Annotated in this window: 24 protein-coding genes and 2 pseudogenes; 17 read left to right on the forward strand and 9 right to left on the reverse strand. The window is 60.6% G+C overall.

The window, feature by feature from the left end:
* The first annotated feature begins 149 nt into the window (after nt 1-149).
* From FXO12_RS16335 to FXO12_RS16355, 5 genes are all read left to right on the forward strand, one after another.
* Entirely contained in the window at nt 150-527 is a 378-nt protein-coding gene (locus tag FXO12_RS16335; protein ID WP_057975391.1) for a gamma-butyrobetaine hydroxylase-like domain-containing protein, read from the forward strand.
* 249 nt (nt 528-776) lie between these two features.
* Complete coding sequence (gene phaC, locus FXO12_RS16340; protein ID WP_054896198.1) at nt 777-2456, forward strand: class II poly(R)-hydroxyalkanoic acid synthase; 1680 nt, start codon at nt 777-779, stop codon at nt 2454-2456.
* A 165-nt stretch (nt 2457-2621) separates the two neighbouring features.
* On the forward strand, nt 2622-3467 hold the full coding sequence (gene phaZ, locus FXO12_RS16345; protein ID WP_019820034.1) for a poly(3-hydroxyalkanoate) depolymerase: 846 nt from the start codon (nt 2622-2624) through the stop codon (nt 3465-3467).
* 90 nt (nt 3468-3557) lie between these two features.
* Complete coding sequence (gene phaC / locus FXO12_RS16350) at nt 3558-5240, forward strand: class II poly(R)-hydroxyalkanoic acid synthase (protein ID WP_057975390.1); 1683 nt, start codon at nt 3558-3560, stop codon at nt 5238-5240.
* Nucleotides 5241-5268: 28 nt separating this feature from the next.
* Nucleotides 5269-5889: a TetR/AcrR family transcriptional regulator gene (locus FXO12_RS16355; RefSeq protein WP_054919462.1), complete on the forward strand. Its 621-nt coding sequence runs from the start codon at nt 5269-5271 to the stop codon at nt 5887-5889.
* Between the two features lie 186 nt (nt 5890-6075).
* Here FXO12_RS16355 and FXO12_RS16360 read toward each other — a convergent pair whose 3' ends face one another.
* The 3 genes from FXO12_RS16360 to FXO12_RS16370 all read right to left on the reverse strand — a co-directional run bounded on the left by FXO12_RS16360 (nt 6076) and on the right by FXO12_RS16370 (nt 7826).
* Nucleotides 6076-7011 carry a phasin family protein gene (locus FXO12_RS16360; protein WP_057975389.1) on the reverse strand — a complete coding sequence of 312 codons (936 nt, stop codon included), beginning with the start codon at nt 7009-7011 and terminating at the stop codon, nt 6076-6078.
* A 12-nt stretch (nt 7012-7023) separates the two neighbouring features.
* A complete protein-coding gene (locus tag FXO12_RS16365) occupies nt 7024-7446 on the reverse strand; it encodes a phasin family protein (protein ID WP_034125563.1) in 423 nt (140 codons plus the stop codon).
* Between the two features lie 104 nt (nt 7447-7550).
* Entirely contained in the window at nt 7551-7826 is a 276-nt protein-coding gene (locus FXO12_RS16370; RefSeq protein ID WP_034125562.1) for a polyhydroxyalkanoic acid system family protein, read from the reverse strand.
* Nucleotides 7827-7971: 145 nt separating this feature from the next.
* Between FXO12_RS16370 and ubiE the strand changes: the two genes are divergently transcribed.
* From ubiE to FXO12_RS16425, 12 genes and pseudogenes are all read left to right on the forward strand, one after another.
* Nucleotides 7972-8742, forward strand: coding sequence for a bifunctional demethylmenaquinone methyltransferase/2-methoxy-6-polyprenyl-1,4-benzoquinol methylase UbiE (gene ubiE, locus FXO12_RS16375; RefSeq protein ID WP_003171186.1), 771 nt, complete (start codon nt 7972-7974; stop codon nt 8740-8742).
* A complete protein-coding gene (locus FXO12_RS16380) occupies nt 8742-9365 on the forward strand; it encodes an SCP2 domain-containing protein (RefSeq protein WP_034125561.1) in 624 nt (207 codons plus the stop codon). The genes ubiE and FXO12_RS16380 overlap by 1 nt, the downstream gene beginning before the upstream one ends.
* Entirely contained in the window at nt 9362-10966 is a 1605-nt protein-coding gene (gene ubiB, locus FXO12_RS16385; protein WP_019820016.1) for a ubiquinone biosynthesis regulatory protein kinase UbiB, read from the forward strand. Before FXO12_RS16380 ends, ubiB begins: the two co-directional genes overlap by 4 nt.
* 41 nt (nt 10967-11007) lie before the next feature.
* The gene (hisI, locus tag FXO12_RS16390; protein ID WP_003187884.1) at nt 11008-11400 is read left to right on the forward strand and encodes a phosphoribosyl-AMP cyclohydrolase; all 393 of its coding nucleotides are present in this window, start codon (nt 11008-11010) and stop codon (nt 11398-11400) included.
* Between the two features lie 2 nt (nt 11401-11402).
* Nucleotides 11403-11735 carry a phosphoribosyl-ATP diphosphatase gene (locus FXO12_RS16395; RefSeq protein ID WP_003187881.1) on the forward strand — a complete coding sequence of 111 codons (333 nt, stop codon included), beginning with the start codon at nt 11403-11405 and terminating at the stop codon, nt 11733-11735.
* 26 nt (nt 11736-11761) lie between these two features.
* Nucleotides 11762-12040: a twin-arginine translocase TatA/TatE family subunit gene (locus FXO12_RS16400; protein WP_003187877.1), complete on the forward strand. Its 279-nt coding sequence runs from the start codon at nt 11762-11764 to the stop codon at nt 12038-12040.
* A gap of 10 nt (nt 12041-12050) precedes the next feature.
* A complete protein-coding gene (gene tatB / locus FXO12_RS16405) occupies nt 12051-12458 on the forward strand; it encodes a Sec-independent protein translocase protein TatB (RefSeq protein ID WP_054897529.1) in 408 nt (135 codons plus the stop codon).
* Entirely contained in the window at nt 12455-13246 is a 792-nt protein-coding gene (gene tatC, locus FXO12_RS16410) for a twin-arginine translocase subunit TatC (protein ID WP_034125559.1), read from the forward strand. The genes tatB and tatC overlap by 4 nt, the downstream gene beginning before the upstream one ends.
* The gene (locus FXO12_RS16415) at nt 13243-13950 is read left to right on the forward strand and encodes a 16S rRNA (uracil(1498)-N(3))-methyltransferase (protein ID WP_054897530.1); all 708 of its coding nucleotides are present in this window, start codon (nt 13243-13245) and stop codon (nt 13948-13950) included. Before tatC ends, FXO12_RS16415 begins: the two co-directional genes overlap by 4 nt.
* A gap of 183 nt (nt 13951-14133) precedes the next feature.
* A pseudogene (locus FXO12_RS29435) lies at nt 14134-15144 on the forward strand (methyl-accepting chemotaxis protein); the annotation flags it as partial.
* A 201-nt stretch (nt 15145-15345) separates the two neighbouring features.
* Nucleotides 15346-16050 (forward strand): methyl-accepting chemotaxis protein, encoded by a 705-nt coding sequence (locus FXO12_RS29440; RefSeq protein ID WP_371861811.1) that lies wholly within the window; start codon nt 15346-15348, stop codon nt 16048-16050.
* Between the two features lie 135 nt (nt 16051-16185).
* Nucleotides 16186-18093 (forward strand): methyl-accepting chemotaxis protein, encoded by a 1908-nt coding sequence (locus FXO12_RS16425; RefSeq protein WP_057975387.1) that lies wholly within the window; start codon nt 16186-16188, stop codon nt 18091-18093.
* 109 nt (nt 18094-18202) lie between these two features.
* Here FXO12_RS16425 and FXO12_RS16430 read toward each other — a convergent pair whose 3' ends face one another.
* The 6 genes and pseudogenes from FXO12_RS16430 to FXO12_RS16455 all read right to left on the reverse strand — a co-directional run bounded on the left by FXO12_RS16430 (nt 18203) and on the right by FXO12_RS16455 (nt 26323).
* The gene (locus FXO12_RS16430) at nt 18203-18937 is read right to left on the reverse strand and encodes an amino acid ABC transporter ATP-binding protein (protein WP_034125863.1); all 735 of its coding nucleotides are present in this window, start codon (nt 18935-18937) and stop codon (nt 18203-18205) included.
* Complete coding sequence (locus FXO12_RS16435; protein WP_057975386.1) at nt 18930-19889, reverse strand: amino acid ABC transporter permease; 960 nt, start codon at nt 19887-19889, stop codon at nt 18930-18932. Before FXO12_RS16435 ends, FXO12_RS16430 begins: the two co-directional genes overlap by 8 nt.
* 129 nt (nt 19890-20018) lie before the next feature.
* Nucleotides 20019-20816, reverse strand: coding sequence for a transporter substrate-binding domain-containing protein (locus FXO12_RS16440; protein ID WP_032901820.1), 798 nt, complete (start codon nt 20814-20816; stop codon nt 20019-20021).
* Nucleotides 20817-21035: 219 nt separating this feature from the next.
* Complete coding sequence (locus FXO12_RS16445; RefSeq protein WP_057975385.1) at nt 21036-21836, reverse strand: transporter substrate-binding domain-containing protein; 801 nt, start codon at nt 21834-21836, stop codon at nt 21036-21038.
* A gap of 179 nt (nt 21837-22015) precedes the next feature.
* A pseudogene (gene mdoH, locus FXO12_RS16450) lies at nt 22016-24594 on the reverse strand (glucans biosynthesis glucosyltransferase MdoH); the annotation flags it as partial.
* Nucleotides 24587-26323, reverse strand: a complete 1737-nt coding sequence (locus FXO12_RS16455; protein ID WP_057975451.1) for a glucan biosynthesis protein G — start codon at nt 26321-26323, stop codon at nt 24587-24589. The pseudogene mdoH and the gene FXO12_RS16455, both read right to left, overlap by 8 nt.
* Nucleotides 26324-26552 lie beyond the last annotated feature (229 nt).

Raw genomic sequence — 26552 nt, forward strand, 5'->3', positions numbered from 1 at the left:
TGTGGGAGTGGCTTGTGTGGGAGCTGGCTTGCCTGCGATAGCATCACTTCAGTGTTCCTGAAACACCGAGGTGCCTGCATCGCGGGCAAGCCCGGCTCCCACGTTGGTCCCTTCCACATTTTGGGCCGGTTCCTTCAGGGTTATCTCCAATGTCGAAATTTCCTACCGCAGTAAACCTGCACAAAACCTCCAACACCCTCGGCCTGACCTACGGGCCGGACGAAACCTACCAGTTGCCCGCCGAATTCCTGCGGGTGCACTCCCCTTCTGCCGAGGTCCAGGGCCACGGCAAACCCATCCTGCAATTCGGCAAGCTCAACGTCCGGTTGATCAAGCTGGAACCCGCCGGCCAGTACGCACTGAAATTGACCTTCGACGACGGTCATGACAGCGGACTGTTCACCTGGGACTATCTCTATCAGCTGGCCGTACGTCAGGACGCTCTATGGGCCAACTACCTGGACGAGCTCAAAGCCGCTGGAAAAACCCGCGATCCGAGTGAGTCGGTCGTGCGGCTGATGCTCTAGCACAGGGGTCTTGCTGTTTAGAGCGCATTTTCTAATTTCATCTGCTTGAATGCCCTGTCGCGTGGCCAACGATTGGCCTGCTTGCGAAAAAAAATAAACTCGGGTAACCAATGGAGCTGGCAAGTTCCCTGCATTTGACGATGCGGTATCAACGGTCACCCGAGTCGCAGTACCAGGCTGGTGTCGTGTATCGAAATTGGGTGCGCAGCAATCGCCGGTACTCGTCTTTCGGACAATGGAGCGTCGTAGATGAGTAACAAGAATAACGATGACTTGAAACGCCAGGCCTCGGAAAACACCCTGGGGTTGAACCCGATCATCGCGTTACGCAAAAAGGATTTATTGGCCTCGGCCAAGATGGTGCTGACCCAAGCCATCAAGCAACCGTTGCACAGCGTCAAGCACGTCGCCCACTTTGGCGTTGAATTGAAGAATGTGATGTTCGGCAAATCCGCGCTGGTGCCCGAGGGCGACGACCGTCGCTTCAACGACCCAGCCTGGAGCCAGAACCCGCTCTACAAACGTTATTTGCAGACTTACCTGGCGTGGCGCAAGGAGCTTCACGACTGGATCGACGACAGCAACCTGTCGGCACAAGACATCAGCCGCGGCCACTTCGTGATCAACCTGATGACCGAAGCCATGGCCCCCACCAACAGCGCGGCCAACCCGGCGGCGGTCAAACGCTTCTTTGAAACCGGCGGCAAAAGCCTGCTCGACGGCCTTTCCCACCTGGCCAAGGACATGGTGCACAACGGCGGTATGCCCAGCCAGGTCAACATGGGCGCCTTTGAAGTCGGCAAGACCCTGGGCACCAGCGAAGGCGCGGTGGTGTTTCGCAACGATGTGCTGGAGCTGATCCAGTACAAGCCCATTACCGAGCAGGTGCATGAGCGCCCGCTGCTGGTGGTGCCGCCGCAGATCAACAAATTCTACGTCTTCGACCTGTGCCCGGATAAAAGCCTGGCGCGCTTCTGCCTGCGCAATGGCCAGCAGACCTTTATCGTCAGTTGGCGCAACCCCACCAAGGCCCAACGCGAATGGGGCCTGTCGACTTATATCGAGGCGCTCAAGGAAGCAGTGGATGTGGTCACGGCGATTACGGGCAGCAAGGATGTGAATATGCTCGGTGCCTGCTCCGGCGGCATCACCTGCACCGCACTGTTGGGCCACTACGCGGCGCTGGGCGAGAAGAAAGTCAACGCCCTGACGCTGCTGGTGAGCGTGCTGGATACCACCCTGGACACCCAGGTGGCGCTGTTTGTCGACGAGCAGACTCTGGAAGCGGCCAAGCGTCACTCCTATCAGGCCGGCGTGCTGGAAGGCCGCGACATGGCCAAGGTCTTTGCCTGGATGCGCCCCAACGATCTGATCTGGAACTATTGGGTCAACAACTACCTGCTGGGCAACGAGCCGCCGGTGTTCGACATCCTGTTCTGGAACAACGACACCACACGCTTGCCGGCCGCGTTCCATGGCGACCTGATCGAACTGTTCAAGAACAACCCACTGGTACGCGCCAACGCCCTGGAAGTGTGCGGCACGCCCATCGACCTCAAGCAGGTCACCGCCGATATCTATTCCCTGGCCGGCACCAACGACCACATCACGCCGTGGCAGTCCTGCTACAAATCAGCGCAGTTGTTCGGCGGCAAGGTCGAGTTTGTGCTGTCCAGCAGTGGGCATATCCAGAGCATCCTCAACCCGCCGGGCAACCCCAAGGCACGCTACCAGACCAGTGAGGGCCTGGCCGGCAGTGCGTTGGAGTGGCAGGAGAATGCGACCAAGCACACCGATTCGTGGTGGCTGCACTGGCAGGTGTGGCAGGCGGAGCGGGCGGGAAAACTGAAAAAAGCCCCGACGACATTAGGCAATAAAACCTATGCAGCCGCTGAAGCGGCGCCGGGTACCTATGTACATGAACGCTAGGCATTCTTGTGATTGAAATGAGATCAGATGTGGGAGCTGGCTTGCCTGCGATAGCGATGGGCCTGCTCACTAATCGCGGCCTGAAAGAATGCCATCGCAGGCAAGCCAGCTCCCACACTGACCGAGTTCCTACAGACCAATAGCACCACTTCACAGGGCTTGAGCATGGCGCAACCGTTCATCTTCCGCACCATCGACCTGGATGGCCAGACCATCCGCACGGCGGTACGCCCGGGCAAGCCGCACTTGACCCCGCTGCTGATCTTCAACGGCATCGGCGCCAACCTTGAGCTGGTGTTTCCGTTCGTCCAGGCCCTGGACCCGGACCTGGAAGTGATCGCCTTCGACGTGCCCGGCGTGGGCGGCTCCTCGACGCCGAACCGACCCTATCGCTTCCCCGGTCTGGCCAAACTCACCGCGCGTATGCTCGATTACCTCGACTATGGCCAAGTGAACGCCGTGGGCGTGTCCTGGGGCGGAGCGCTGGCCCAGCAATTTGCGTATGACTACCCCGAGCGCTGCAAGAAATTGATCCTCGCGGCCACCGCGGCCGGGGCCTTCATGGTGCCGGGCAAACCGAAGGTCTTGTGGCTGATGGCAAGCCCCAGGCGTTATATCCAGCCGTCCCACGTGGTGCGCATTGCACCGATGATTTATGGCGGTTCGTTCCGCCGTGATTCCAAACTGGCCGCCGAGCACGCCAGCAAAGTGCGCTCGGCCGGCAAGCTGGGCTACTACTGGCAACTGTTTGCCGGGCTGGGCTGGACCAGCATTCATTGGCTGCACAAGATCCGCCAGCCCACCCTGGTGCTGGCCGGGGACGATGACCCGCTGATCCCGCTGGTCAACATGCGCATGCTCGCCTGGCGCATCCCCAATGCACAGTTGCACATCATCGATGACGGCCACCTGTTCCTGATCACCCGGGCCGAAGCCGTGGCGCCGATCATCATGAAGTTTCTGGAGGAGGAGCGCCTGCGCGCCGTGATACATCCGCGACCGGCGGTGTGAAGGAACACACCACCGCGCAACTTGCCAGGAACCTACTATGGTTCTGGATTGGCGTGCCTGCTTGATGACTTGACGAAGGAGTGTTGGCTCATGCGAGAAAGACCCGTGACGAACCCGGCGCCCACCCCCGCTGCGTTCATCAACGCGCAAAATGCGATCACCGGCCTGCGCGGCCGGGACTTGCTGTCGACCCTGCGTACCGTCGCCGCGCACGGCCTGCGCAACCCGGTGCACACCGCCCGCCACGCCCTGGCCCTGGGCGGCCAGCTGGGCCGCGTGCTGCTGGGTGAGACCGTGCACGAACCCAACCCCAGGGACCATCGCTTCAGCGACCCCACCTGGAAGCTCAACCCACTGTACCGGCGCAGCTTGCAAGCCTATCTGAGCTGGCAAAAACAGACACGGCAGTGGATCGACGACAGCACCCTCAGTGACGATGATCGCGCCCGCGCGCAGTTCGCCTTCGCCCTACTCAACGATGCTGTCTCCCCTTCCAACACCCTGCTCAACCCGCTGGCGATCAAGGAGCTGCTCAACTCTGGCGGCAACAGCGTGGTGCGCGGCGTGAGCAACTTGTTCGAAGACCTGCTGCACAACAACGGTTTGCCGCGCCAGGTCAGCAATCACGCCTTTGAAGTGGGCAAGACCGTGGCGACCACGCCCGGTTCGGTGGTGTTTCGCAACGAACTGCTGGAGCTGATCCAGTACAAGCCCATGAGCGAAAAACAATACGCCAAGCCGCTGCTGGTAGTGCCGCCGCAAATCAACAAGTACTACATCTTCGACCTGAGCCCGGCCAACAGCTTTGTGCAATACGCACTGAAAAACGGCCTGCAGACCTTTATGGTCAGCTGGCGCAACCCGGACGTGCGGCATCGCGAATGGGGCCTGTCCACCTACGTCGCGGCGCTGGAAGAAGCGCTCAACGTATGCCGGGCCATCACTGGCGCCCGCGAGGTCAACCTGATGGGCGCCTGCGCCGGCGGCCTGACCATCGCCGCGCTGCAAGGCCACCTGCAAGCCAAGCGCCAGTTGCGGCGCATCTCCAGCGCCAGTTACCTGGTAAGCCTGCTGGACAGCCAGATCGACAGCCCCGCAACATTGTTCGCTGATGAACAAACCCTGGAAGCCGCCAAGCGCCGCTCCTACCAGCAAGGCGTGCTGGATGGCCGCGACATGGCCAAGATATTTGCCTGGATGCGCCCCAACGACCTGATCTGGAATTACTGGATCAATAATTACCTGCTGGGCAAGGAACCGCCGGCGTTCGACATCCTGTACTGGAACAACGACAACACGCGTCTGCCCGCCGCCCTGCACGGCGACCTGCTGGACTTCTTCAAGCACAACCCCCTGAGCCATCCCGGTGGCCTGGAGGTATGCGGCACGCCCATCGACTTGCGCAAGGTCTCGGTGGACAGCTTCAGCGTGGCCGGCATCAATGACCACATCACGCCGTGGGACGCGGTGTACCGCTCCACGCAACTGCTGGGTGGCGAGCGGCGCTTTGTGCTCTCCAACAGCGGGCATATCCAGAGCATCCTCAACCCACCGGGCAACCCCAAGGCCAACTACGTCGAGAACCTCAAGCTGAGCAGCGACCCGCGCGCCTGGTATTACGACGCCCAGCACGTCGAAGGCAGTTGGTGGCCACAATGGCTGGAGTGGGTACAAAAACGCTCCGGCGTACAACGCGAAACCATCACCGCCCTGGGCAACCAGAATTACCCACCGATGGAAGCGGCGCCGGGTACTTACGTGCGCGTGCGCTGAGCTCAGCAATCAACTTTAAGAAGACTGGATGAAGACCCGCGACCGTATCCTTGAATGCGCCCTGCAGTTGTTCAACCACAAGGGCGAACCGAACGTATCGACCATGGAGGTGGCCAATGAGATGGGGATCAGCCCCGGCAACCTCTACTACCACTTCCATGGCAAGGAGCCGTTGGTGCTGGGGCTGTTCGAGCGCTTTCAGTGTGAGCTGGCGCCACTGCTGGACCCTCCTGCGGATGCGCAACTGGAAGCTGAGGACTACTGGCTGTTTTTGCACCTGATTGTCGAGCGCATGGCCCACTATCGGTTCCTGTTCCAGGACTTGTCGAACCTGGCGGGGCGCTTGCCCAAGCTGGCCAAGGGGATCCGTCACCTGCTCACGGCGCTCAAGCGCACCTTGGCGTCATTGCTTGCGCGGCTGAAGGCGGCAGGGCAACTGGTTAGCGATACCCAGGCGTTGGGGCAACTGGTGGAGCAGATCACCCTGACATTGCTGTTTTCGTTGGATTACCAACGGATTCTGGACCGTGAAGGTGAGGTACGGGTGGTGGTGTACCAGATCATGATGCTGGTGGCGCCGCATCTGCTGCCAACGGCGCGGCAGGCGACCGAGCGGTTCGCCTTGAAGTACCTGGATGACACCGATTAAACATGTAGGAGCGAGCTTGCTCGCGAAAAACGTCAACGATAACGAGTGCCTCCTGAATAAACGCGGCGTCTTTGAGTTTTTCGCGAGCAAGCTCGCTCCTACAAAATGGGGAATGCGGCGTTTTTGAGGCTTGCATAAAAAACGCCCAATCTTCGCAGACCGGGCGTTTTATGTGTCCCGTAAAAATCAGGACTGACTGGATGGCGTCGGGGTAACCGGCGTTGCAGTCGGGGTAGCAGCCGCATGCGTCGGCGCGGACACCGAATTGGCGGTAGAAGCAGCCGGTGCTGGTGCCGTGGCTGGCTTGGCCGCCGCGGCAGGCTTTGCGGCTGCCGGTTTTTTCGCTACCGCAGGCTTTTTGGCCGCTGCAGGCTTGGCAGCTTGTTTCGCAGCGGCGGGCTTGGCAGCAGGTTTAGCGGCAGCGGTTTTAGCCGCAGGTTTGGCAGCCGGTTTAGCCGCAGGTTTCGCGGCGGCTTTAGCGGCCACTGGCTTAGCGGCAGGCTTGGTAGCCGGTTTGGCGGCAGCAGTTTTAGCCGCTGGCTTGGCCGCAGGTTTCGCCGCGGCTTTGGCCGGCGCTTTGGCAGCGGGTTTGGCAGCTGGCTTGGCGGCGGCTTTAACCAGAGGCTTGGCGGCAGTTTTGGCGGCGGGTTTTGCAGCGGCGGTTTTAGCTGCTGGTTTGGCCGCCGGTTTTGCTGCAGGCTTGGCGGCGGCGGTCTTGGCGGGAGCCGCTTTGGCGCCGGTGAGTTTTTCGATTTGCTTGGTCAAGGTATCAACCTTGCTATGCAGCGCCTTCAACTCAGCCTTGCTCGGTACGCCCAGTCGCGAAATAGCACTGTTGAGGCGCTTGTCGAACGTTTCTTCCAACTTGCCCCAGGTATCCGAAATACTCGATTTGGCGGAACCCGCACTCGCCTTGGCAGCGTCGACTTTTTTACCGACCGTGCTCTTGGTCAACTTCTCGGCCTTCTCGCCGTCTTTGACCAAGGTCTCGAAGAGTTTGCTGCCGTCACTGTCGATCTTCGAGTACACGCCTAAACCAGCGAGCCAGATTTTGCGGGAATATTCTTCAACTTTCCCGACCCACGAGCTGCCTTCTTTCTGAGTAGTCTTTTTAACAGCCATCCCGATGTCTCCTTAGTGTTTACGCGCGACACGTTCGAGCAATGCCGTCAGCTCTTCGAGCTTAGCAGAGAGTGTCTCCACGTCATGTTTAGACGCAATGCCGATCCGATTCAAGGCACTGCCGACACGAGTATCAAAAGCTTTTTCAACTTTATCCAGTTGAACTTCGACCAGGCCTTTGACGCCGGAGACGTTACTCTTTACTTGGTCAATCTGACTGTTGGCGGCATCAAGTTGTTCAACTACAACTTTTTTACCTTTACTTTCAACACGTTGACCGCTTCTAACGAGTTCCTTGAAGTACTCGCCGCCTTCGCTGCCGACCTTGGCATAGGCGCCAAGACCCGCCAGCCAGATCTTGCGGGCGTAGCTTTTAACCTCACTCAGGGGGGTGGTCTGAACGTCGATTTTTTTCTTCAAAATAACTTTGGCCATGGTGCACCTCACACAGAATTGGGTGGCGGACGGCCCGCAAGAGTTGAGGGCTTGGGCACAAAGTAAGGTTTAAAATTAGAATCGGCACCCTAAGCACAGCCGTATCAAGCCAGGGCCTTATCCAGGGCTTTTTCGATTTCGGACTTGATCGTGCCACTCATGGCCGACATCAGCAGGCCAAGTTCCACATCAATGCGCAGCGAATCATCGGCCACCAATACCGTGCCTTTAACCCCGGAGCGCTTGAGCTTCAGGGTGTCGCCAGCCCACGAAGACTCCACCCCATATTTATCCTCGAGTTTGCGCGCCAATTGCTCCGCCTTGGCCCGCGCCTGTTCTTTTCCCAGGGTATGTTCACGCTCAACGGTAATACGGGCCATTGCAATGACTCCTCTTTATAACGACTCAGAACACCCGCCATGCGGCAAAAGGTCTCGATGAGCGTCTATCTTACCTGCAGCCTTGCCAAGACAAAGCAGGCCTTGGGGATTATCATGTCCCGCATTCTCTTTTGGTGACAGCGATATGACTGATCAGCGCAAAGGCAGCGATGCCGAACCCACCACTCACTTCGGCTTCAAGAACGTCCCGGAAAGCCAAAAGGCGGAAAAAGTCGCTGAGGTGTTCCACTCCGTGGCAGCCAAGTACGACCTGATGAACGACGTGCTCTCCGGCGGCATGCACCGCCTGTGGAAGCGCTTCACCATCGAGTTGTCGGGCGTACGCACCGGCAACCGGGTGCTGGACATCGCCGGTGGCACAGGCGACCTGGCGGCCAAGTTCTCCAAGCTGGTTGGCCCCACCGGCCAGGTGGTATTGGCCGATATCAACGGCTCGATGCTCAAGGTTGGCCGCGACCGACTGCTCGACAAAGGCGTGGCCGGCAATATCGAGTTCGTCCAGGCCGATGCCGAGAAGCTGCCGTTCCCCGACAACCATTTCGACTGCGTGACCATCGCGTTCGGCCTGCGTAACGTGACTCACAAGGAAGACGCGATCCGCTCGATGCTGCGCGTACTCAAGCCGGGTGGCCGCCTGCTGGTGCTGGAATTCTCCAAGCCGACCAACGCGCTGATGTCCAAGGTCTACGACACCTATTCGTTCGCCTTCATGCCACTGATGGGCAAGCTGATCACCAACGACGCCGAGAGCTACCGCTACCTGGCCGAGTCGATCCGCATGCACCCGGATCAGGAAACCCTGAAGTCGATGATGGTGGAGGCTGGTTTCGACCGCGTGACCTACCACAACATGACGTCCGGCATCGTCGCCCTACACCGCGGCATCAAGCCCTGATGCTGCTGCAAGGTCTTCTCGCCAGCGTTGAGCACGGTCTCAACCGTGTACTGCGCCTGGACAGCACCGCCCTGGCGCGGCTCGCGCACCTGACCGGCAAAGTCATTGCCGTTGATTGCCGCAGCCCCGCCGTGCAGCTGTTTATCCTGCCCAGCGATGAAGGCCTGCTGCTCGCCACCCAATGGGCCGCTGAAGCCGACTGCACCTTGCGTGCGCCGGCCTCCAGCCTGTTGCACCTGGCGCTGAGCCGCAACAAGACCGCCATCCTCCACAGCCCCGAGGTGGAGCTGGAAGGCGACAGTGCGGTGCTGATGGACTTGGCCGCCGTGCTGCAAGACCTGGAGCTGGACTGGGAATATGAACTGTCGCGCTGGATCGGCCCCGTCGCCACCCAGTTGATCAGCGGGCACCTGCGCAGCCGCTCGCGCTGGTACCAGCAAGGGTTCGCCAGCCTCAACCAGAACCTTGCCGAATACCTGAGCGAAGAATCGCGCACCCTGGTCGGGCAACGGGAAGCGCAAGCGCGTTTTCGCGAGCTCGACAAGGCCAAAATCGACCTGGAACGCCTCGAGGCCCGCTTCGAGCGCTTGAGCCGTTCCCTTGATCCAAGCGATAACGCATGAAGCTGCTCGCCGTCCGCCGTTTGTTTCGTATCCAGCGCGTCGTAATCCGCTACCGTCTCGATGACCTGCTGTTTGCCCTGCCCTTGCCGTGGTTCCTGCTAGCGGTGCGTTATGTGCTGCCGTGGCGCTGGTTGCCCCGCAAGCCGTCGCCGTTGAGCCGTGGCGCCAGCCTGCGCTTGGCGTTGCAGGATTTGGGGCCTATCTTCATCAAGTTCGGGCAGATCCTCTCCACCCGCCGCGACCTGTTGCCCGAAGACATCGCCGACGAGCTGATGCTGCTGCAGGACCGCGTGCCGCCGTTCGATTCGCAGCAGTCGATGGCGCTGATCGAAGAACAGCTGGGCCAGAAGATCAGCGAGGTGTTCAGCCGCTTCGACGTCGAGCCCCTGGCCTCGGCCTCGGTCGCGCAGGTTCACGCCGCGCAGCTCAAGACCGGCGAAGAAGTGGTGGTGAAAGTCATTCGCCCAGGCCTCAAGCCGATCATCGGCCAGGACCTGGCATGGCTGTTTATCCTCGCCCGCGCCGCCGAACGCTTCTCCGCCGATGCGCGCCTGCTGCACCCGGTGGACGTGGTCGCCGACTACGAAAAAACCATCTACGACGAACTCGACCTGCTGCGCGAAGCGGCCAATGCCAGCCAATTGCGACGCAACTTCGAAGGCTCGCAACTGCTGTATGTGCCGCAGGTGTATTGGGACTGGTGCCGGCCAAAAGTGCTGGTGATGGAGCGCATCTACGGCGTGCAGGTTACCGACCTCGCGACCCTGGCCGACCAGCGCACCGACATGAAGATGTTGGCAGAACGCGGTGTGGAGATTTTCTTCACCCAAGTGTTCCGCGACAGTTTCTTCCACGCCGACATGCACCCGGGCAACATCTTCGTCAGCACCGTCAACCCGTGGAGCCCGCAGTACATCGCCATCGACTGCGGTATCGTCGGCAGCCTCACCCCGGAAGACCAGGATTACCTGGCGCGCAACCTGTTTGCCTTCTTCAAGCGCGACTATCGCCGTGTGGCGCAGTTGCACATTGATTCGGGTTGGGTGCCAGCGGAAACCAAACTCAACGAATTCGAAGCGGCGATCCGCACCGTGTGCGAGCCGATCTTCGAAAAACCGTTAAAGGATATTTCGTTCGGCCAAGTGCTGATGCGCCTGTTCCAGACCGCGCGGCGCTTCAATATGGAAGTGCAGCCGCAACTGGTGCTGTTGCAGAAGACCCTGCTGAACATCGAAGGCCTGGGCCGCCAGCTCTACCCGGACCTCGACTTGTGGAACACTGCGCAACCCTTCCTGGAACGCTGGATGCGCGAGCGCATGAGCCCGAAAACCATGCTGGGCAACCTGCACAGCCAGTTCGAGCAACTGCCGCACCTGGCCAACATGACCCGCGACCTGCTGGAGCGCATGTCCCAGCCCCATGCCAAGGACCCTGAGCCACCGTGGCGCAAGCGCAAGGACGACTGGTTCCTGCGCCTGCTCGGCGCCGCGCACCTGGTGGGCGGCGTGATGCTGGCGATTGGTGGGCCATTGAACCAACTAGGCCACTGGCCAGCGGGCATCATGGTCGCCGTGGGCGTTTATCTGATCGTGCGTCGATAGCCCATCCGGTTATACACTGTCGCAAATTGCCGGAGCCGAACATGAAAGACTGGCTGGATGAGATCAAATGGGACAGTGACGGCCTGGTGCCGGCCATTGCCCAGGACTACAAGACCGGGCGCGTGCTGATGATGGCCTGGATGAACCGCGAGGCCCTGAGCCTCACCGCCGCCGAGCAGCGCGCCATCTACTGGTCACGTTCGCGTGGCAAACTGTGGCGCAAGGGCGAAGAATCCGGGCACGTGCAGACCCTGCACGAGCTGCGCCTGGACTGCGATGCCGACGTGGTAATCCTCAAGGTCGAGCAGATCGGCGGCATTGCCTGCCACACTGGCCGCCACAGTTGCTTCTATCGCGTGTTCGAGAATGGCGAATGGAAGGTTGTGGAGCCGGTGCTCAAAGACCCGCACGCCATCTACCCAGCAGGACACTGAACATGAGCGATACCCTGAACCGTGTGGCCCAGGTGCTGGAAGACCGCAAAGGCGCGGATGCCGACAGCTCCTACGTCGCCAGCCTGTACCACAAGGGCCTGAACAAGATTCTGGAAAAACTCGGCGAAGAATCCGTCGAGACCATCATTGCGGCCAAGGACGCGCAAATCAGCGGTGATTACAGCGATGTAATCTATGAGACCGCAGACTTGTGGTTCCATAGCCTGGTGATGCTCGCCCAACTGGGGCAGCACCCACAGGCCGTGCTGGATGAACTGGACCGTCGCTTCGGCTTGTCCGGGCACGCCGAGAAGGCCTCGCGCCCGTCCGCCTGAATAACTGAGACTTGAGGATTTGAAGCATGGGCATTTTTGACTGGAAACACTGGATCGTCATTCTGGTGGTGGTGGTATTGGTGTTCGGCACCAAGAAGCTCAAGAACCTGGGCACCGATGTGGGCGAGTCGATCAAGGGCTTTCGCAAAGCCATGAACGATGATGAAAAGCCGGCCGAGCCAAGCGCCAACCCGGTGCCACCGGCCCAGCCTGTTCACCCGCAGGCCACCCAGCCGATCACCGAGCGCCGTACCTTCGACGTGCAGGCTGAAAAGGTCCAAGAGCCGACCCGCAAAGACTCGTGAGCACTGACTAATGTTTGGTATCAGCTTCTCTGAACTGCTGCTCGTCGGCCTGGTGGCCCTGCTGGTACTGGGGCCGGAACGCCTGCCCGGTGCCGCACGCACCGCCGGCTTGTGGATCGGGCGCCTCAAGCGCAGTTTCAACGCGATCAAACAGGAAGTTGAACGGGAAATCGGTGCCGACGAAATCCGTCGGCAATTGCACAACGAGCACATCCTCTCGTTGGAGCAGGAAGCCCGCAAGATTCTTTCCCCGGTGCAAGAGCCGGCCAAGCCGGTAACGCCGGTGGCCGAGCACAGCATCGCGCCAGCCCCTGTGGCCGACGCCACACCGGCAGCGCCCGCCCCACCGACGCCTGCGCCGACGCCCGTCGCGTCGCCCGCGCCCCATGACCCTACATTGCCGCCGCGAGCCCCATGAGCGCTGATAAACCGGAAAACGACCAGCACATGCCGCTGGTCTCGCACCTCACCGAGTTGCGAACCCGCCTGCTGCGTTGCGTGGCGGCGATCTTCATCATCTTTGCCGGGCTGTTCGCCTTTACCCAGCAGATCTACACCTTCGTCTCGACGCCCCTGCGCCAGTACCTGCCGGCCGGCGCGACGATGATCGCCACCGATGTGTCGTCGCCGTTCCTGACCCCCTTGAAGCTGACCATGATGGTCTCACTGTTCCTGGCGATCCCGGTGATCCTGCATCAGATCTGGGGCTTTATCGCGCCGGGCCTGTACAAGCACGAGAAGCGCATCGCTGTGCCATTGCTGGTGTCGAGCATCTTGCTCTTCTACACCGGCATGGCCTTCGCCTACTTCCTGGTGTTCCCGCTGATCTTCAAGTTCTTCGCTGCCGCCACCCCGGCCGGCGTGGAGATGATGACCGATATCACCAGCTACCTCGATTTCGTGATGACGCTGTTCTTCGCCTTTGGCGTGGCATTCGAAATTCCGGTAGCGGTAGTGTTGCTGGTGTGGATCGGCGTGGTCGACGTCAAGTACCTGAAAAAGATCCGCCCGTACGTGATCATCGGCTGCTTCGTGGTCGGCATGATCCTCACGCCACCGGACATCTTCTCCCAGACCTTGCTGGCCGTGCCGATGTGGATGCTGTTCGAAGTGGGCATCCTGTTCAGCGGCCTGATCAGCAAGCGTGGCGAACACCCGGATGACGCGCCTGCCGACGACGACCAACCGCCAGCGACCCAGCCGTGAACCTGCTGCTGCTCGAAGAGGCCGACTTTATCGCGGCCGACCGCGTAGTGCTGCGTGATCGTCGCCTGGTGCATATGCAGGAGGTTCACCGCGCCGCCGTCGGTGACACCCTGCGTGTGGGCCGCATTGGCGGGCTGATGGGCAATGCCCAACTGCTGCGCCTGGAAGCCACTGAAGCCGAACTGCAAGTGAGCTTCGACCAACCGCCACCGAGCAAACTACCCCTGACCTTGCTGCTGGCCCTGCCCCGCCCGAAGATGCTGCGCCGGGTGCTGCAAACCGTGGCGGCCATGGGCGTGCCCAAGGTGGTACTGGTCAACAGCTACCGCGTGGAAAAAAGCTTCTGGCAAACCCCGTTCCTGGAGCCGGAAGCGGTGCGCGAGCAACTGATTCTCGGCCTGGAACAAGCGCGGGACACGGTGCTGCCCGAGATCATTATCGAGAAACGCTTCAAGCCGTTTGTGGAAGATCGTCTGCCGGCCATGGCGGCTGGCACCTTGGGCCTGATCGGCCATCCGGGCGATTACCCGGCCTGCCCCCGAGCCCTCGAGGAACCGGTGACCCTCGCGATCGGCCCGGAAGGCGGCTGGATTCCCTATGAAGTGGACCTGCTGGCCAAGGCTGGTTTACAGCCGGTGCAACTGGGTGCACGTATTTTACGCGTCGAAACCGCCGTAACGGCCCTGCTCGCCCGTCTGTTCTAACCCCCGACTGATCGTTCCCATGCTCTGCGTGGGAATGCCGCTCAGGACGCTCTGCGTCCGCCCTTGTGACGCAGAGCGTCACGCCATTCATTCCCACGCAGAGCGTGGGAACGATCAAGTATCCCCGTGCGTTGCCGATAGCCTTTGAATAAGTCCAAGCCTTGTTCCAGGGGAGTTCGCAGCATGTATCGTTGGTTAGCCGAGAAGTTGGGGAATGTAAGCGTCAACCGCAAGCTGAGCGTGGGCTTTGGCCTGGTGTTGCTCCTGACGCTGTTGATCACCTTTACCGGCTGGACCGGCCTGGGGGATGTGATCAGTCGCGGCGACAAGCTGGGCTTCATTTCCAGCCTCAATGGCCTGACCAAAGACCTGCGCCTGGCACGCCTGGACTTCGATATGCGCCGTGGCGAGCAAGGCACGGACAAGGTCGACGGCCTGCTCGCCCACCTCGACAGCGGCCTGAAGACCGCCGCCGAGCTGATCGAGCAACCTGACGACAAAGCCCTGGTCGAGCAACAGCAGGAAGCCTTGAACCAATACAAAAAGGCCTTCGCCGCCATGGTCCAGGCGGGCCTCAAACGTGAGGGCGCCCGCAGCAAGCTCGGAGACACCGCCGACAATGCCGTCGCCAAGATCAACGAAATCGAAAAAGCCCTGCTGCAAGGTGACAGCCTCGCCCAGTTCAACAGCGTGGTCGAGCAGAGCAAGCTGATCCAGCAATCGCGCTTCCAGGTACGCGGCTACACCTACAGCGGCAAGGTCGAAGCCGAGCAACCGGCCCTGGATGCCATCGACAACGCCCTGAAAAAAATCACCGAACTGCAAGGCCAGTTGCCTGCGCAATACCAGGCCAACCTGCAAGAAGCCGGGGCTTCACTGCAAGCCTACCGCGCTGCCGTCAGCCAGTATCGCGATTCCCAGGTCGCCAGCGCAGCAGCGCTGAAAACCATGATCGCCCAAGGCGACATCCTGCTGGGCCACAGTGAAAAACTCACCGTCTCCCAGACCGCCGTGCGTGACGCAGATGCCGCGCAGGCCAAATACCTGTTGCTGCTTGCCACCGTACTGGCGCTGATCGTCGGCGTCTTCGCGGCCTGGGCCATCACCCGCCAGATCGTCATCCCGCTGAACCAGACCCTCGAAGTCGCCGAGCGTGTGGCCTCCGGCGATCTGAGCCACAACCTGGAATCGGGCCGCCAGGACGAACTGGGTCAATTACAGCGTGCCATGCAAAGCATGACCGTGGGCCTGCGCGAGTTGATCGGCGGGATCAGCGACGGGGTCACCCAGATCGCCAGCGCCGCTGAGCAGTTGTCAGCCGTGACCGAACAAACCAGCGCCGGGGTCAACAGCCAGAAGGTCGAGACCGATCAGGTGGCCACCGCCATGAACGAAATGGCGGCCACCGTGCAGGAAGTGGCGCGCAATGCCGAAGAGGCCTCGGAAGCCGCCGTGGCTGCCGACCAGCAAGCCCGTGAAGGCGACCAGGTGGTGGGTGAAGCCATCGCCCAGATCGAGCGCTTGGCCACCGAAGTGGGTAATTCCACGGTGGCCATGGGTGAACTCAAGCGCGAAAGCGACAAGATCGGCAGTGTGCTCGACGTGATCAAATCCGTGGCCCAGCAAACCAACCTGCTGGCCCTTAACGCCGCCATTGAGGCGGCGCGTGCCGGTGAGGCCGGGCGCGGCTTTGCCGTGGTGGCCGACGAGGTGCGCAGCCTGGCCCAGCGCACGCAGAAGTCCACTGAAGAGATCGAAGAGCTGATCGTCGGCCTGCAAAGTGGTACCCAGCAGGTGGCAACCATCATGGACAACAGCCGCGGGCTGACCGAGAGCAGTGTTGAGCTGACGCGCCGGGCCGGCCACGCGCTGGGCAATATCACCCGTACCGTCTCGACCATCCAGGCCATGAACTCACAGATCGCCACCGCCGCCGAGCAGCAAAGCGCCGTGGCTGAAGAGATCAACCGCAGCGTGCTGAATGTGCGCGACATCTCCGAGCAAACCTCGTCGGCCAGCGAAGAAACTGCGTCCTCCAGTGCCGAACTGGCGCGCCTGGGGATCTACCTGCAGACCCTCGTCGGGCGCTTCCGAGTCTGAATTACCCTACACGGCGGCTTACCAAAGCCGCCGCAACTTGTGAAATCTCCTACACAGTTATCAGCCCTCCACGGTCCCGAATCGAATTAGCGTTTCATGTGTCGCGAAACGCTTTCTCTGATTCGGAGGTTCACCATGTTTCTTCGGCTGACCCGCATGCTGGTCAATGCCAGCGTCCGCCTCAAGCTAGCCCTGGGTTTTGGCCAAGTGCTGATCCTCAGTTTCCTGATCGCAGCCACCGGCTGGCAAGCCTTGAGCGCCGTGCTTTACCGATCCGACAGCCTGACGGTCCTGGGCCATCTGGCTGTCGAAGCCGAGGCCATGCGCGCCGACCGCATCGTGTACCGCACGCTGATGGACAGCAACAGCCTGGACAAGATGAACCAAAGGATTGAACAGATCGACCAGTATCTGACCGGCCTTTCGAGCCGCTTGCGAGCCGCCACCGACCGACAATGGCTGGAAGAAGCGGCTCTGTTGGTGTCGGGCTCGAAAGCCGCGCTCGTACAGTTGCCACCGTTGCTGGCCGCGCGCGAGCAGATCCGTCCAGCGCTCAAGAAGTCCGCCCTGCAGGCCAGTGACACCCTCGCTCAACTGGCCAGTGACTTGCCCGATCAAAATGACGAGAAGGCCCTCGACGCCATCGAGAACCTGCGCCAGGCCATGGAGCAAGCCGAAGATCGAGCGCAGAGCCCCGCCTGGGCGGCCGTTACCTTAAAGGCCTACGCCAATGCGTTCGACCAGTCGCTTGATGAACTGCAGGCCGCGCTGGCTTCCATCACCGCGCTCCCGGTGGACTCGACGCTGCTCAAGACCGATTTGGCCAACTACCGTGAACAACTGCTAAAGCTCGAGCAAGCCCAGCTCGATACCGAAACCGTGCAAAACAGCCTCGAACAGCAACTCAACGAGCTGCGGGACAAGAGCAATCTGCTGAGCCAGAGCCAGAACGCCAGGCGCAACAACGAGGCGGACCAAACCCGTACGTTGCTGATCAGCGTGACAGTGGCCGCCCTGGCACTGGGCACGCTGGCCGCCTGGTGGATCGCCCGGCAGATTGCGGCGCCACTGCGAGAAATTCTCGGCGCCGCCCACCGTGTTGCCAAGGGCGACCTCAGCCATGACATGGCGGTCGACCGTCGCGACGAACTCGGCCAGTTGCAGCAAAGCATCGGGCAAATGACCGGCAGCCTGCGTAGCCTGATCAGTAGTATCGGTGACAGCGCCCGGCAGATCGCCGGAGCGGCCACGCAGTTATCCACCGTCACCGAGCAGACCCGCAGCGGGCTCAACGAGCAGAAAGATGAAACCGACCAGGTGGCGACGGCAATGAATGAAATGCTCGCCACTGCCCAGGAAGTGGCGCGCCACGCCGAACGCGCCTCGGTGGCGGCCCAAGAAGCCGACCATCAGGCCGGCGCCGGTGAGCAGGTGGTCACCCAGGCCGTGGAGCAGATTGGCAACCTGGCCAGTGAAATGGCGCTGTCAGGCCGTGCGATGCTCGCGCTGCAACAGGAGAGCCAGAAGATCGCCAGTGTGCTGGACGTGATCAAGTCTGTTTCTCAGCAGACCAACCTGCTGGCCCTGAACGCCGCCATTGAAGCGGCACGTGCGGGCACTGCCGGCCAAGGCTTTGCGGTGGTCGCCGACGAAGTGCGCAGCCTGGCCCAACGCACTCAGGAATCGGCCGAGGAGATCGAAGGGCTGATCCTCGGCCTGCACAATGGCACTCAGCAGGTGGCAGACATCATGGACAGCAGCCGCAACCTGACCGACAACAGCGTCGCCCTGACCCGCGACGCCGGCGACGCTCTGAGCGCCATTGCCCGCACGGTGTCGATCATCCAGGAAATGAACCCGCAGATCGCCGCCGCAGCGGAACAGCAAAGCGCTGTGGCCGAGGAGATCAACCGCAGTGTGTTGAAGGTGCGGGACGTGTCGGAACAAACCGCCGCCGCCAGCGAGGAAACGGCGGCCGCGAGTGTTCAGTTGACAAGGTTGAGCCTGGACTTGCAGACGCTGGTCGACAAATTCAAGCTTTGACCTGTGGCGAGGGAGCTTGCTCCCGCTGGGCTGCGCAGCGGCCCCAAAATCTTGGGAGCGCTTCGCACTCCAGCGCGAGCAAGCTCGCTCGCCACAGAGGCAAATATTTCTACAGGACTTGGCGCAGGAAGGCCTGGGCACGCGGGTCTTTTGGCGCATTGAAGAACTCGGCCGGGGCGGCGTCTTCCAGCAGTTTGCCGTGATCGAAAAACAACACCCGGTCTGCCACTTCCCGGGCAAAGCCCATCTCGTGGGTGACGCACACCATGGTCATGCCTTCCAGGGCCAGGGTCTTCATCACGTCGAGCACTTCACCGACCATTTCCGGGTCGAGGGCCGAGGTGGGCTCGTCAAACAGCATCACCTTGGGCTCCATGGCCAGGGCTCGGGCAATGGCGACTCGCTGCTGCTGGCCGCCTGACAGGCGCGATGGAAACTCGTGGGCCTTCTGCGCAATACCGACCTTTTCCAACAGCGCCAGGGCCTTGGCCTCGCGCTCTTGCTTGCCGCGCTTGCGCACGACCTTTTGCGCCAGGCACAGGTTTTCCAGCACGGTCATGTGGGGGAACAGGTTGAAGTGCTGGAACACCATGCCGACTTCACGGCGGTAGGCATTCACGTCGGTCTTAGGGTCGGCCAGTTGCAGGCCGTCGATGCTCACCGAACCCGAATCGAACGCCTCCAACCCATTCAGGCAGCGCAAGAAGGTGGACTTGCCGGAACCCGAAGGTCCGATCACCACCAGCACCTCGCCCTTGGCCACTTGGGTGGTGACGTGATCCACCGCGCGCACCAGTTGCCCACGGGTATCGAAGACTTTTACCAGATCGCGTACTTCAATCACTTTGGGCAAGCCTCCGCTCAAGCCGGCTGGCCATCTTCGACAGCGGCAGGTTGATCAGCAGGTACAAGCCCGCCACACAAAACAGGATTTCAAACGGCGAGAAGGAGGTGGTGATCACTTCGCGGCCGCTCTTGAGCAACTCGGTAATCGCGATCACCGACACCAGGGACGTGTCCTTGACCAGGCTGATAAATTGCCCGGCCAGGGGCGGCAGCACACGCTTGAAGGCCTGCGGCAGTACCACGTGGCGCATCGACTGGCTGGCGCTCAAGCCCAGGGAACGCGCCGCTTCATCCTGGCCACGGGTGATGGACTGCACGCCGGCGCGCACGATTTCGGCCACGTAGGCACCCGTGAACAACGACAGCGCGGCAATCCCGGCAAACTCCCGGGACAGGTTGAGCACCGTGCCGATAAAGAAATAGAAAATGAAGATCTGCACCAGCAGCGGCGTGCCCCGCACCAGCTCGACATAGATTGTCGACAGATCGCGCAAGGTGGGATTTTTCGACAGCCTGCACAGCCCGGTCGCCAAGCCAATCGCCAAACCCAGGATGCCGGACACCACCGACAGCCACAGCGTGGTCCACAAGCCCCACATCAATGGTCCCAATGCCCATTGCCGGGTCACGCCGACCACATCGCCTTCAGCCACATCGTCGCCGCGCGCCACTTGCAGACTGTTATCGGCGACTGTGAGCTTTTGCTCGACTCCGACGTCGTTGCGCAGGGTGACTTCGGCCGTATCGCCTTTGCGCACCAACTCGACCACGGTGGAAATATCCGCGGCGCGCTGGGAGGTCTCGGCTTGATAGGCGAAGTATTGGGGGACGCGATTCCAGCGCCATTCGTAAGACATCAACGACGTGGCGTAGTACAAGGCACCCGCCAGGCCGACCAGCACGACCACCGTCAGCAGGTGCCAGGGCCATTGGGCTTTTTTCTGTTTCATTTCACTTTCCGCATAGGTGTCGCCTGATAGGCCGCCATCGCGGGCAAGCCCGCTCCCACAGGTTGATGTGTGAATAAGTCAAATGTGGGAGCTGGCTTGCCTGCGATACAGGCAACTCGGTGTCAGGCCTTATTCCATGTCCTTGAGCCACTCGGAGCTCTTGAACCACTTGTCATGGATGCGATCGTAGGTGCCGTCGTTACGGATCTGGTGCAGGAAGTTGTTGATGAAGTTGATGCTGTCGTAATCGCCTTTCTTCAAACCGAACGCTAGGGGCTCAAAGGTGAAGGGTTCTTCCAGGAACACCAGTTTGCCGTTACCGACTTTCTTCTCGGCCACCACGTTGTACGGTGCGTCGTAGACGAACGCGTCAGCCTTGCCGTTGACCACGTCGAGCACGCCTTCCTGCTCGTTGTCGTAGCCGTGGTACTTGGCTTTGGAGATCAGCTTCTTGGCGACCATCTCACCGGTGGTGCCGAGCTTGGAGGTCAGGCGGTATTTCTCATCGTTCAGGTCTTTGTAGGATTTGATGGTGCCTTCCAGTTCCTTGCGGATCAGCAACGTCTGGCCGACCACGATGAAGGGTTCGCTGAAATTCAGGCGCAGGTTGCGTTCCTGGGTCAGGGTCATGCCGCTGCCGATCATATCGAACTTGCCGGTCAGGAAGGCCGGGATGATGCCGTCGTAACCGGTGGACACCAGCTCCAGCTTGACGCCCATGGACTTGGCCATAGCCTTGAGGATGTCGACTTCGAAACCGATGATTTCACCGCGCTTGTCGGTCATTTCGAACGGCATGTAGGTGGGGTCCATGCCAACTTTCAACGTGCCGCGCTTGACAGCCTCATCAATGGCGCCGGCCTGGGCCGCAGTGGCAGCGACCAGCGCAGTGACGCCGAGCATCAGCATCGAAAGATACTTTTTCATCATCAAGACCCCTGAACGATTCTTATAAGGTTGGCGCACAAGAGGGCTGCGCCATTTCGGGGTGCGATCCTAACCCACTCGTTGTCCGCCACAAAGGTTTCACCGGTAAATGTTATCGGCGTGTGTCGGAAAACCCTGACAGCGACCCGGCCAAACACAGGCGCAGACGCTTCAGCGCGGCCTCTCGATCAGGGATTGATGTGTAAGCAGTTATGACGATCAGTCGATCTCGGCTATCCAGGCCGTATCCCTGAACCACTTGTCATGCAGGCGATCGTAGGTGCCGTCCTGGGCGATCTGGTTGAGAAAATGGTTGATCCAATTGAGGCTGTCGTAATCGCCTTTTTTCAGGCCGAACGCCAAGGGCTCAAAGGTGAAGGGTTGCTCAAGTGCCAACAATGCACTGTTCTGTGGCCGACTCATCGCGATCAGGTTGTAGGGCGCATCATGGATAAAAGCATCGGCCTTGCCTTCAACGACCTGCCGCACGCCTTCTTCCGGGTTGGGCACACTGCTGAGCCGCGCTGATATGAGAAAGCGTTGTGCTGCGGCTTCACCGGTGGTGCCTTGGGTGGTAACCACGTGGTAACTGGCGTCGTCCAGTTCTTCAATACTGGAGACCTTCCCCGCCATGCGTGGGTGCAGCAGCACCGTCTGGCCCACCACGACAAACGAGTCACTGAAGTTGAGTTTGAGGTTGCGCTCTTGAGTGACCGTCATGCCGCTGCCAATCAGATCAAACTTGTTCGTCGTCAGCCCCGGCAACAGATCCGTGTAAGGCACTGCCACCAATTCAAGCTCTACGCCAAGTGCGCGGCTCATGGTATGGAGCAAGTCAATTTCAAAGCCGACGATGCGCCCCTGCTTATCTAGCATTTCGAAAGGGACGTTATTGGGGGTTGTACCGACCTTAAGCACGCCACGGCGCACAGCGTTGTCCAGCGCGCCCGCGTAAAGCAAGCCTGCGTGCCCCCCCAGGAAAAAGCCCATCAGCAATGCCAAACAATACCTTTTGATCATGAATGCCCCCGTGGCGAGTCCAATTTTGGGGGCGATCCTAACCCAGCCGCGGGCACGGCAATACGCCTCGATCAAAGGTCTTTTGTTTCGAAATAACAAGGAGTTAGCGATAAAAAGGAAGAAGCGAAAAACGCTGTAGGACCAACGTTTGAAACACCCCCGAAGTGAGCCTTCGGGGGTGCCTGAATCAGGCCGGTTGGGCCTGGGACGACTGTGGTTGCAGGGGCAGCAACGGCGCGTGCGGATCGGCCTTGATCGAGGCACGCCAAGCGCCTAGCCACTCGGCGTGGCCTTCGCTCCACACCTGCTCATGCAGGCGAGCCAGGGCCACCGGGTCGCTGAGCAAGGCCAGGCGTTCGCTGTTGTTGAGGCCGGCCGGGCCGACTTTCAACGCGTGGCGAACCCGTTCCATGCGCAGGTATTCGATGGGCTCGGCCTCACGGTGCCGCGAGGTCGCCAAGGCGCAGGCCAGGGCGTTCTGCTGCGGGTCTACCACCGAACGCACAAAGCCGTCGTTGAGGGCGTGCCAACGGTTTTCGTGGGTGTACTTCTCGGTCGAGAGCAAGGCTTGCGGCGGGTTGTATTCCTCAGGGATCAGGAACAGGCTCTCGTCGCGGGACTTGAGGCCCAGCTTGACCCGGCTGGAAATCACCGACACCGGGATCGACAGCATCAGCGAACCGACGATCGGCACCAACCACCACAGGAAGCTCGGGTTCAGCCACACCACCAGCAGGGCCCACAGGAAGCCCAGCAGGGTTTGCGGACCATGACGCTTGACCGCTTCGCTCCAGGGCGTGGAGTCATCGTCACGTTGCGGCGAGTTCCAGGTTGCGGCCCAACCGAGGAACGCGGCGAGGACGAAACGGGTGTGGAAGATCATCCGCACCGGCGCCAGCAGCATGGAGAACAACATCTCCAGCAGCATCGACAGGGTCACCTTGAACTTGCCACCGAACTCTTTGGCGCCCTTGGCCCAGATCAAGATGATGCTGAGCAGTTTAGGCAGGAACAACAGCACGATGGTGGTGGAGAACAGCGCCACCGCCTTGTCCGGGTGCCATTGTGGCCACAGCGGGTACAACTGGCGCGGCGCCATGAAGTATTGCGGTTCCATCAGGGTGTTCACCGCCAGCAAGGCCGTGGACAACACCAGGAAGAAGAACCACAACGGCGCCGACAGGTAGGACATCACGCCGGTGAGGAACACCGCACGGTGCACCGGGTGCATGCCTTTGACCAGGAACAGGCGGAAGTTCATCAGGTTACCGTGGCACCAGCGACGGTCACGCTTGAGTTCGTCCAGCAGGTTCGGCGGCAGTTCTTCGTAGCTGCCCGGCAGGTCGTAGGCAATCCACACGCCCCAGCCGGCACGGCGCATCAGCGCGGCTTCAACGAAGTCGTGGGAGAGGATCGCACCGGCAAACGCGCCTTTACCGGGCAGCGGCGCCAGGGCGCAGTGCTCGATAAACGGCTTCATACGGATAATGGCGTTGTGGCCCCAGTAGTGGGATTCACCCAACTGCCAGAAGTGCAGGCCGGCGGTAAACAACGGGCCATAGACGCGAGTGGCGAACTGCTGCATACGCGCATACAGGGTGTCCATGCCCGACGCACGCGGCGCGGTCTGGATAATCCCGGCATCCGGCGTGGCTTCCATCAGGCGCACCAGGCTGGTCAGGCACTCGCCGCTCATCACAGAGTCAGCGTCAAGAACGACCATGTACTTGTAGTCACCGCCCCAACGACGGCAGAAGTCGTCGAGGTTGCCGCTCTTGCGCTTTACGCGACGGCGACGACGGCGATAGAAGATCTTGCCGAAACCACCCGCTTCGCGGCATACGTCGAGCCAGGCTTGCTGTTCGGCGATGCAGATGTCGGCGTCGTTACTGTCGCTGAGCACGAAGAAATCGAAGCGGTCCAGGTCACCGGTTGCGGCCACCGATTCGAACGTCGCACGCAAACCGGCGAATACACGCGGCACGTCTTCGTTACAGATCGGCATCACCAGGGCGGTGCGCGCATCCTTTGGAATCGGCTCGTCACCGGCGCTTTTACCGGAGATACGGTATTTATCGTGACCGGTCAGCAGCTCCAGGAAGCCCATGAGCGCAGTCCAGAAACCGGCCGACACCCAGCAGAACAGAATCCCGAACATGATCAGGATGCTGGTTTGCAGCGCGTAAGGCAGTACTTGGGTAGCGGTTTGCAGCAGGGTCTGGTTGCGGATCTCGTCGAAGTCGACCAGCGACCAGCCTTGGTACGGCATGATGCCTTTCATGTACCAGCCGGCCACGATGGTCTGGCCCAGCATCAGCACCAACAGGATGTAACGACGGATCGAGCCCACGGTACGCCAGCGCGCAGCCGGCAGTACCCGCTCGTCTTTCGGTGGCTTGGGCGGGTTGGTGCGCCCGGTCATCCGGCGCCAACCGCGCACCAGGATGTTGGTGCGCCAAGGCTCGGGCACCACTTTGGTCCGACGGATCGGCGGCGTGGCCTTTAGGCACACACGACCGCTGGCATCGAGCGCCAGCATCTCGGCGTCTTGCAGCTCTTCGGCGCTGTTGAGGGTCAAGCGGCGGCCAACCGACGCTTGGGCAGCGTCGGTCGGTGCGTCGAAGGTCTTGGACGACAGACGTTCGTGCAGCTCGCTGAAGGACTTGCAGCCCGCCAGCTCGGCGCGCTGCTCAGCCGTCATGGGTAGATGCGCCAGATACTCGGACAGAGTCTCTGGCTTGACTTGAGAATTACTCATCGGCAGGCAACTGATAGCTCCAGGTTTCGGTCAGGACTTGCTCGGTCTTGATCGGCTCCGGCGTGGCTGGGGCAGCCTCAGGCTGTTTGGCTTCCTTGTCCTTGGCGTCTTTCTTGGCCTGTTTCTCATGCTGCTTGGCCAAGACTTTATCGGCCTTGAGCACATGGTTGGAAACCGACTCAGCCTCAGGCTGCACGATATCCTGCACCAGTGCCGCGCGCATTTCGGTCGGCTTGCTTGAGTCCTTGATCTTCATACGCAGGGTCAGGCGCCAGCCTTTGGTGTGTTCGTTGTAGCGCACGCTGTTTTCAACCAGTTCAGCGTTATCACCCACACTCACCTGGCTACGCACCGGGGCGTCCGGCAGCAGTTTCTTCAGGGACGGGCCCTCGAAGTCCACCAGGTAGGCCACGCTGCCATCCGGCTGACGGATCAGGTTCGATTGCTTCACATCACCCGTGGAGCGCAGGGTCTGCTTGACCCAGGCACTGTCCGGCGAATGGAAGGCCGCGTCGTCCAGTGTCCAGTGCAGGCGGTAGGCCACGTCCAGCGGCTTGCCGACTTCCGGCAGTTCGGCCGGGCTCCAGAACGCCACGATGTTGTCGTTGGTTTCATCGGCGGTCGGGATCTCGACCAGGTCGACAGAGCCTTTGCCCCAGTCACCTTCAGGCTCGATCCAGGCGCTTGGGCGCTTGTCGTAGTTGTCGTCCAGGTCTTCGTAGTGGCTGAAGTTGCGGCCACGTTGCAGCAGGCCGAACCCACGCGGGTTCTCGACGCTGAAGTTGCTGACCGACAGGTGTTTAGGGTTGTTCAGCGGACGCCAGATCCACTCGCCATTGCCGGCGTGAATCGACAGGCCGCTGGAATCGTGGAGCTCGCGGCGGTAGTTGAGGACCTTGGACGGCTGGTTGGCGCCGAACAGGAACATCGAGGTCAACGGCGCAACGCCCAGCTTGCTGACCTTGTCACGCAGGAACATCTGGGATTTGACGTCCACTACGGTGTCGGTGCCAGGACGCAGGATCAGGCGATAAGCGCCAGTGGCGCGTGGCGAATCCAGCAGCGCGAAAATCACCAGGTGCTTGTCACCCGGCTTTGGACGCTCGATCCAGAACTCGGTGAAACGCGGGAATTCTTCGCCAGACGGCAACGCGGTGTCGATCGCCATGCCACGGGCAGACAAGCCGTACACCTGATCCTTGCCCACGACGCGGAAATAGCTGGCGCCGAGCATGGTCATGATTTCGTCTTGCTTGTCGGCCTTGTTGATCGGGAAAAGCACACGGAAACCGGCGTAACCCAGCTGTTCGGTGGCTTTAGGATCAAATTTCACGTCGCCGAAATCGAAACGCGTCGGGTCGTACTTGATTTCATGCACGCTGTCGGCGGTGACTTCGTTGATTTTCACCGGGGTGTCGAAATGCATCCCCTGGTGATAGAAGGACAGCTTGAACGGGGTGTTCTGATCGGCCCACTCGGCTTTTTCATTGCGGAAACGAATCTTCTGGTAGTCAGCGAATTTCATTTCGCGGAATTCGTTCGGCAAATTGCTGCGCGGAGCTTCGTATTTCTGCCCAGCCAGCTCTTTTGCCTTGGCCGACACATCATCCAGACTGAACGCCCACAGTTGACCCGCGCCGAACAGGCAAAACAGGGCAGAGCCCGTCACCAGTGCGTTTCGTAACCGTTTGGCAGACAATTTTGGTGCATTACAGGGACTAACAATCACGAGCAACCCTCGCCGAAAACAGATCAAAAAACCAACGGCCAGCTATCTATATGCCAGGTTGGCGAGCAATGTTCCGACTCCTCTGGGGCGAAATGATTCCCCATGCGGTTGTCGGACAAGGCTCTACCTAAGTCAAAAATGGACCAAACAACGCTGATCCCCGTAGCGCGCGATTATCTAGTAGCCCGCGAGACAACGCATCAGGGACAGTGAAGTATTTGTAGCGAAA

Origin of the sequence: Pseudomonas sp. J380 (assembly GCF_009827115.1) — a bacterium.
In the GTDB taxonomy this organism is placed as follows: domain Bacteria; phylum Pseudomonadota; class Gammaproteobacteria; order Pseudomonadales; family Pseudomonadaceae; genus Aquipseudomonas; species Aquipseudomonas paracarnis.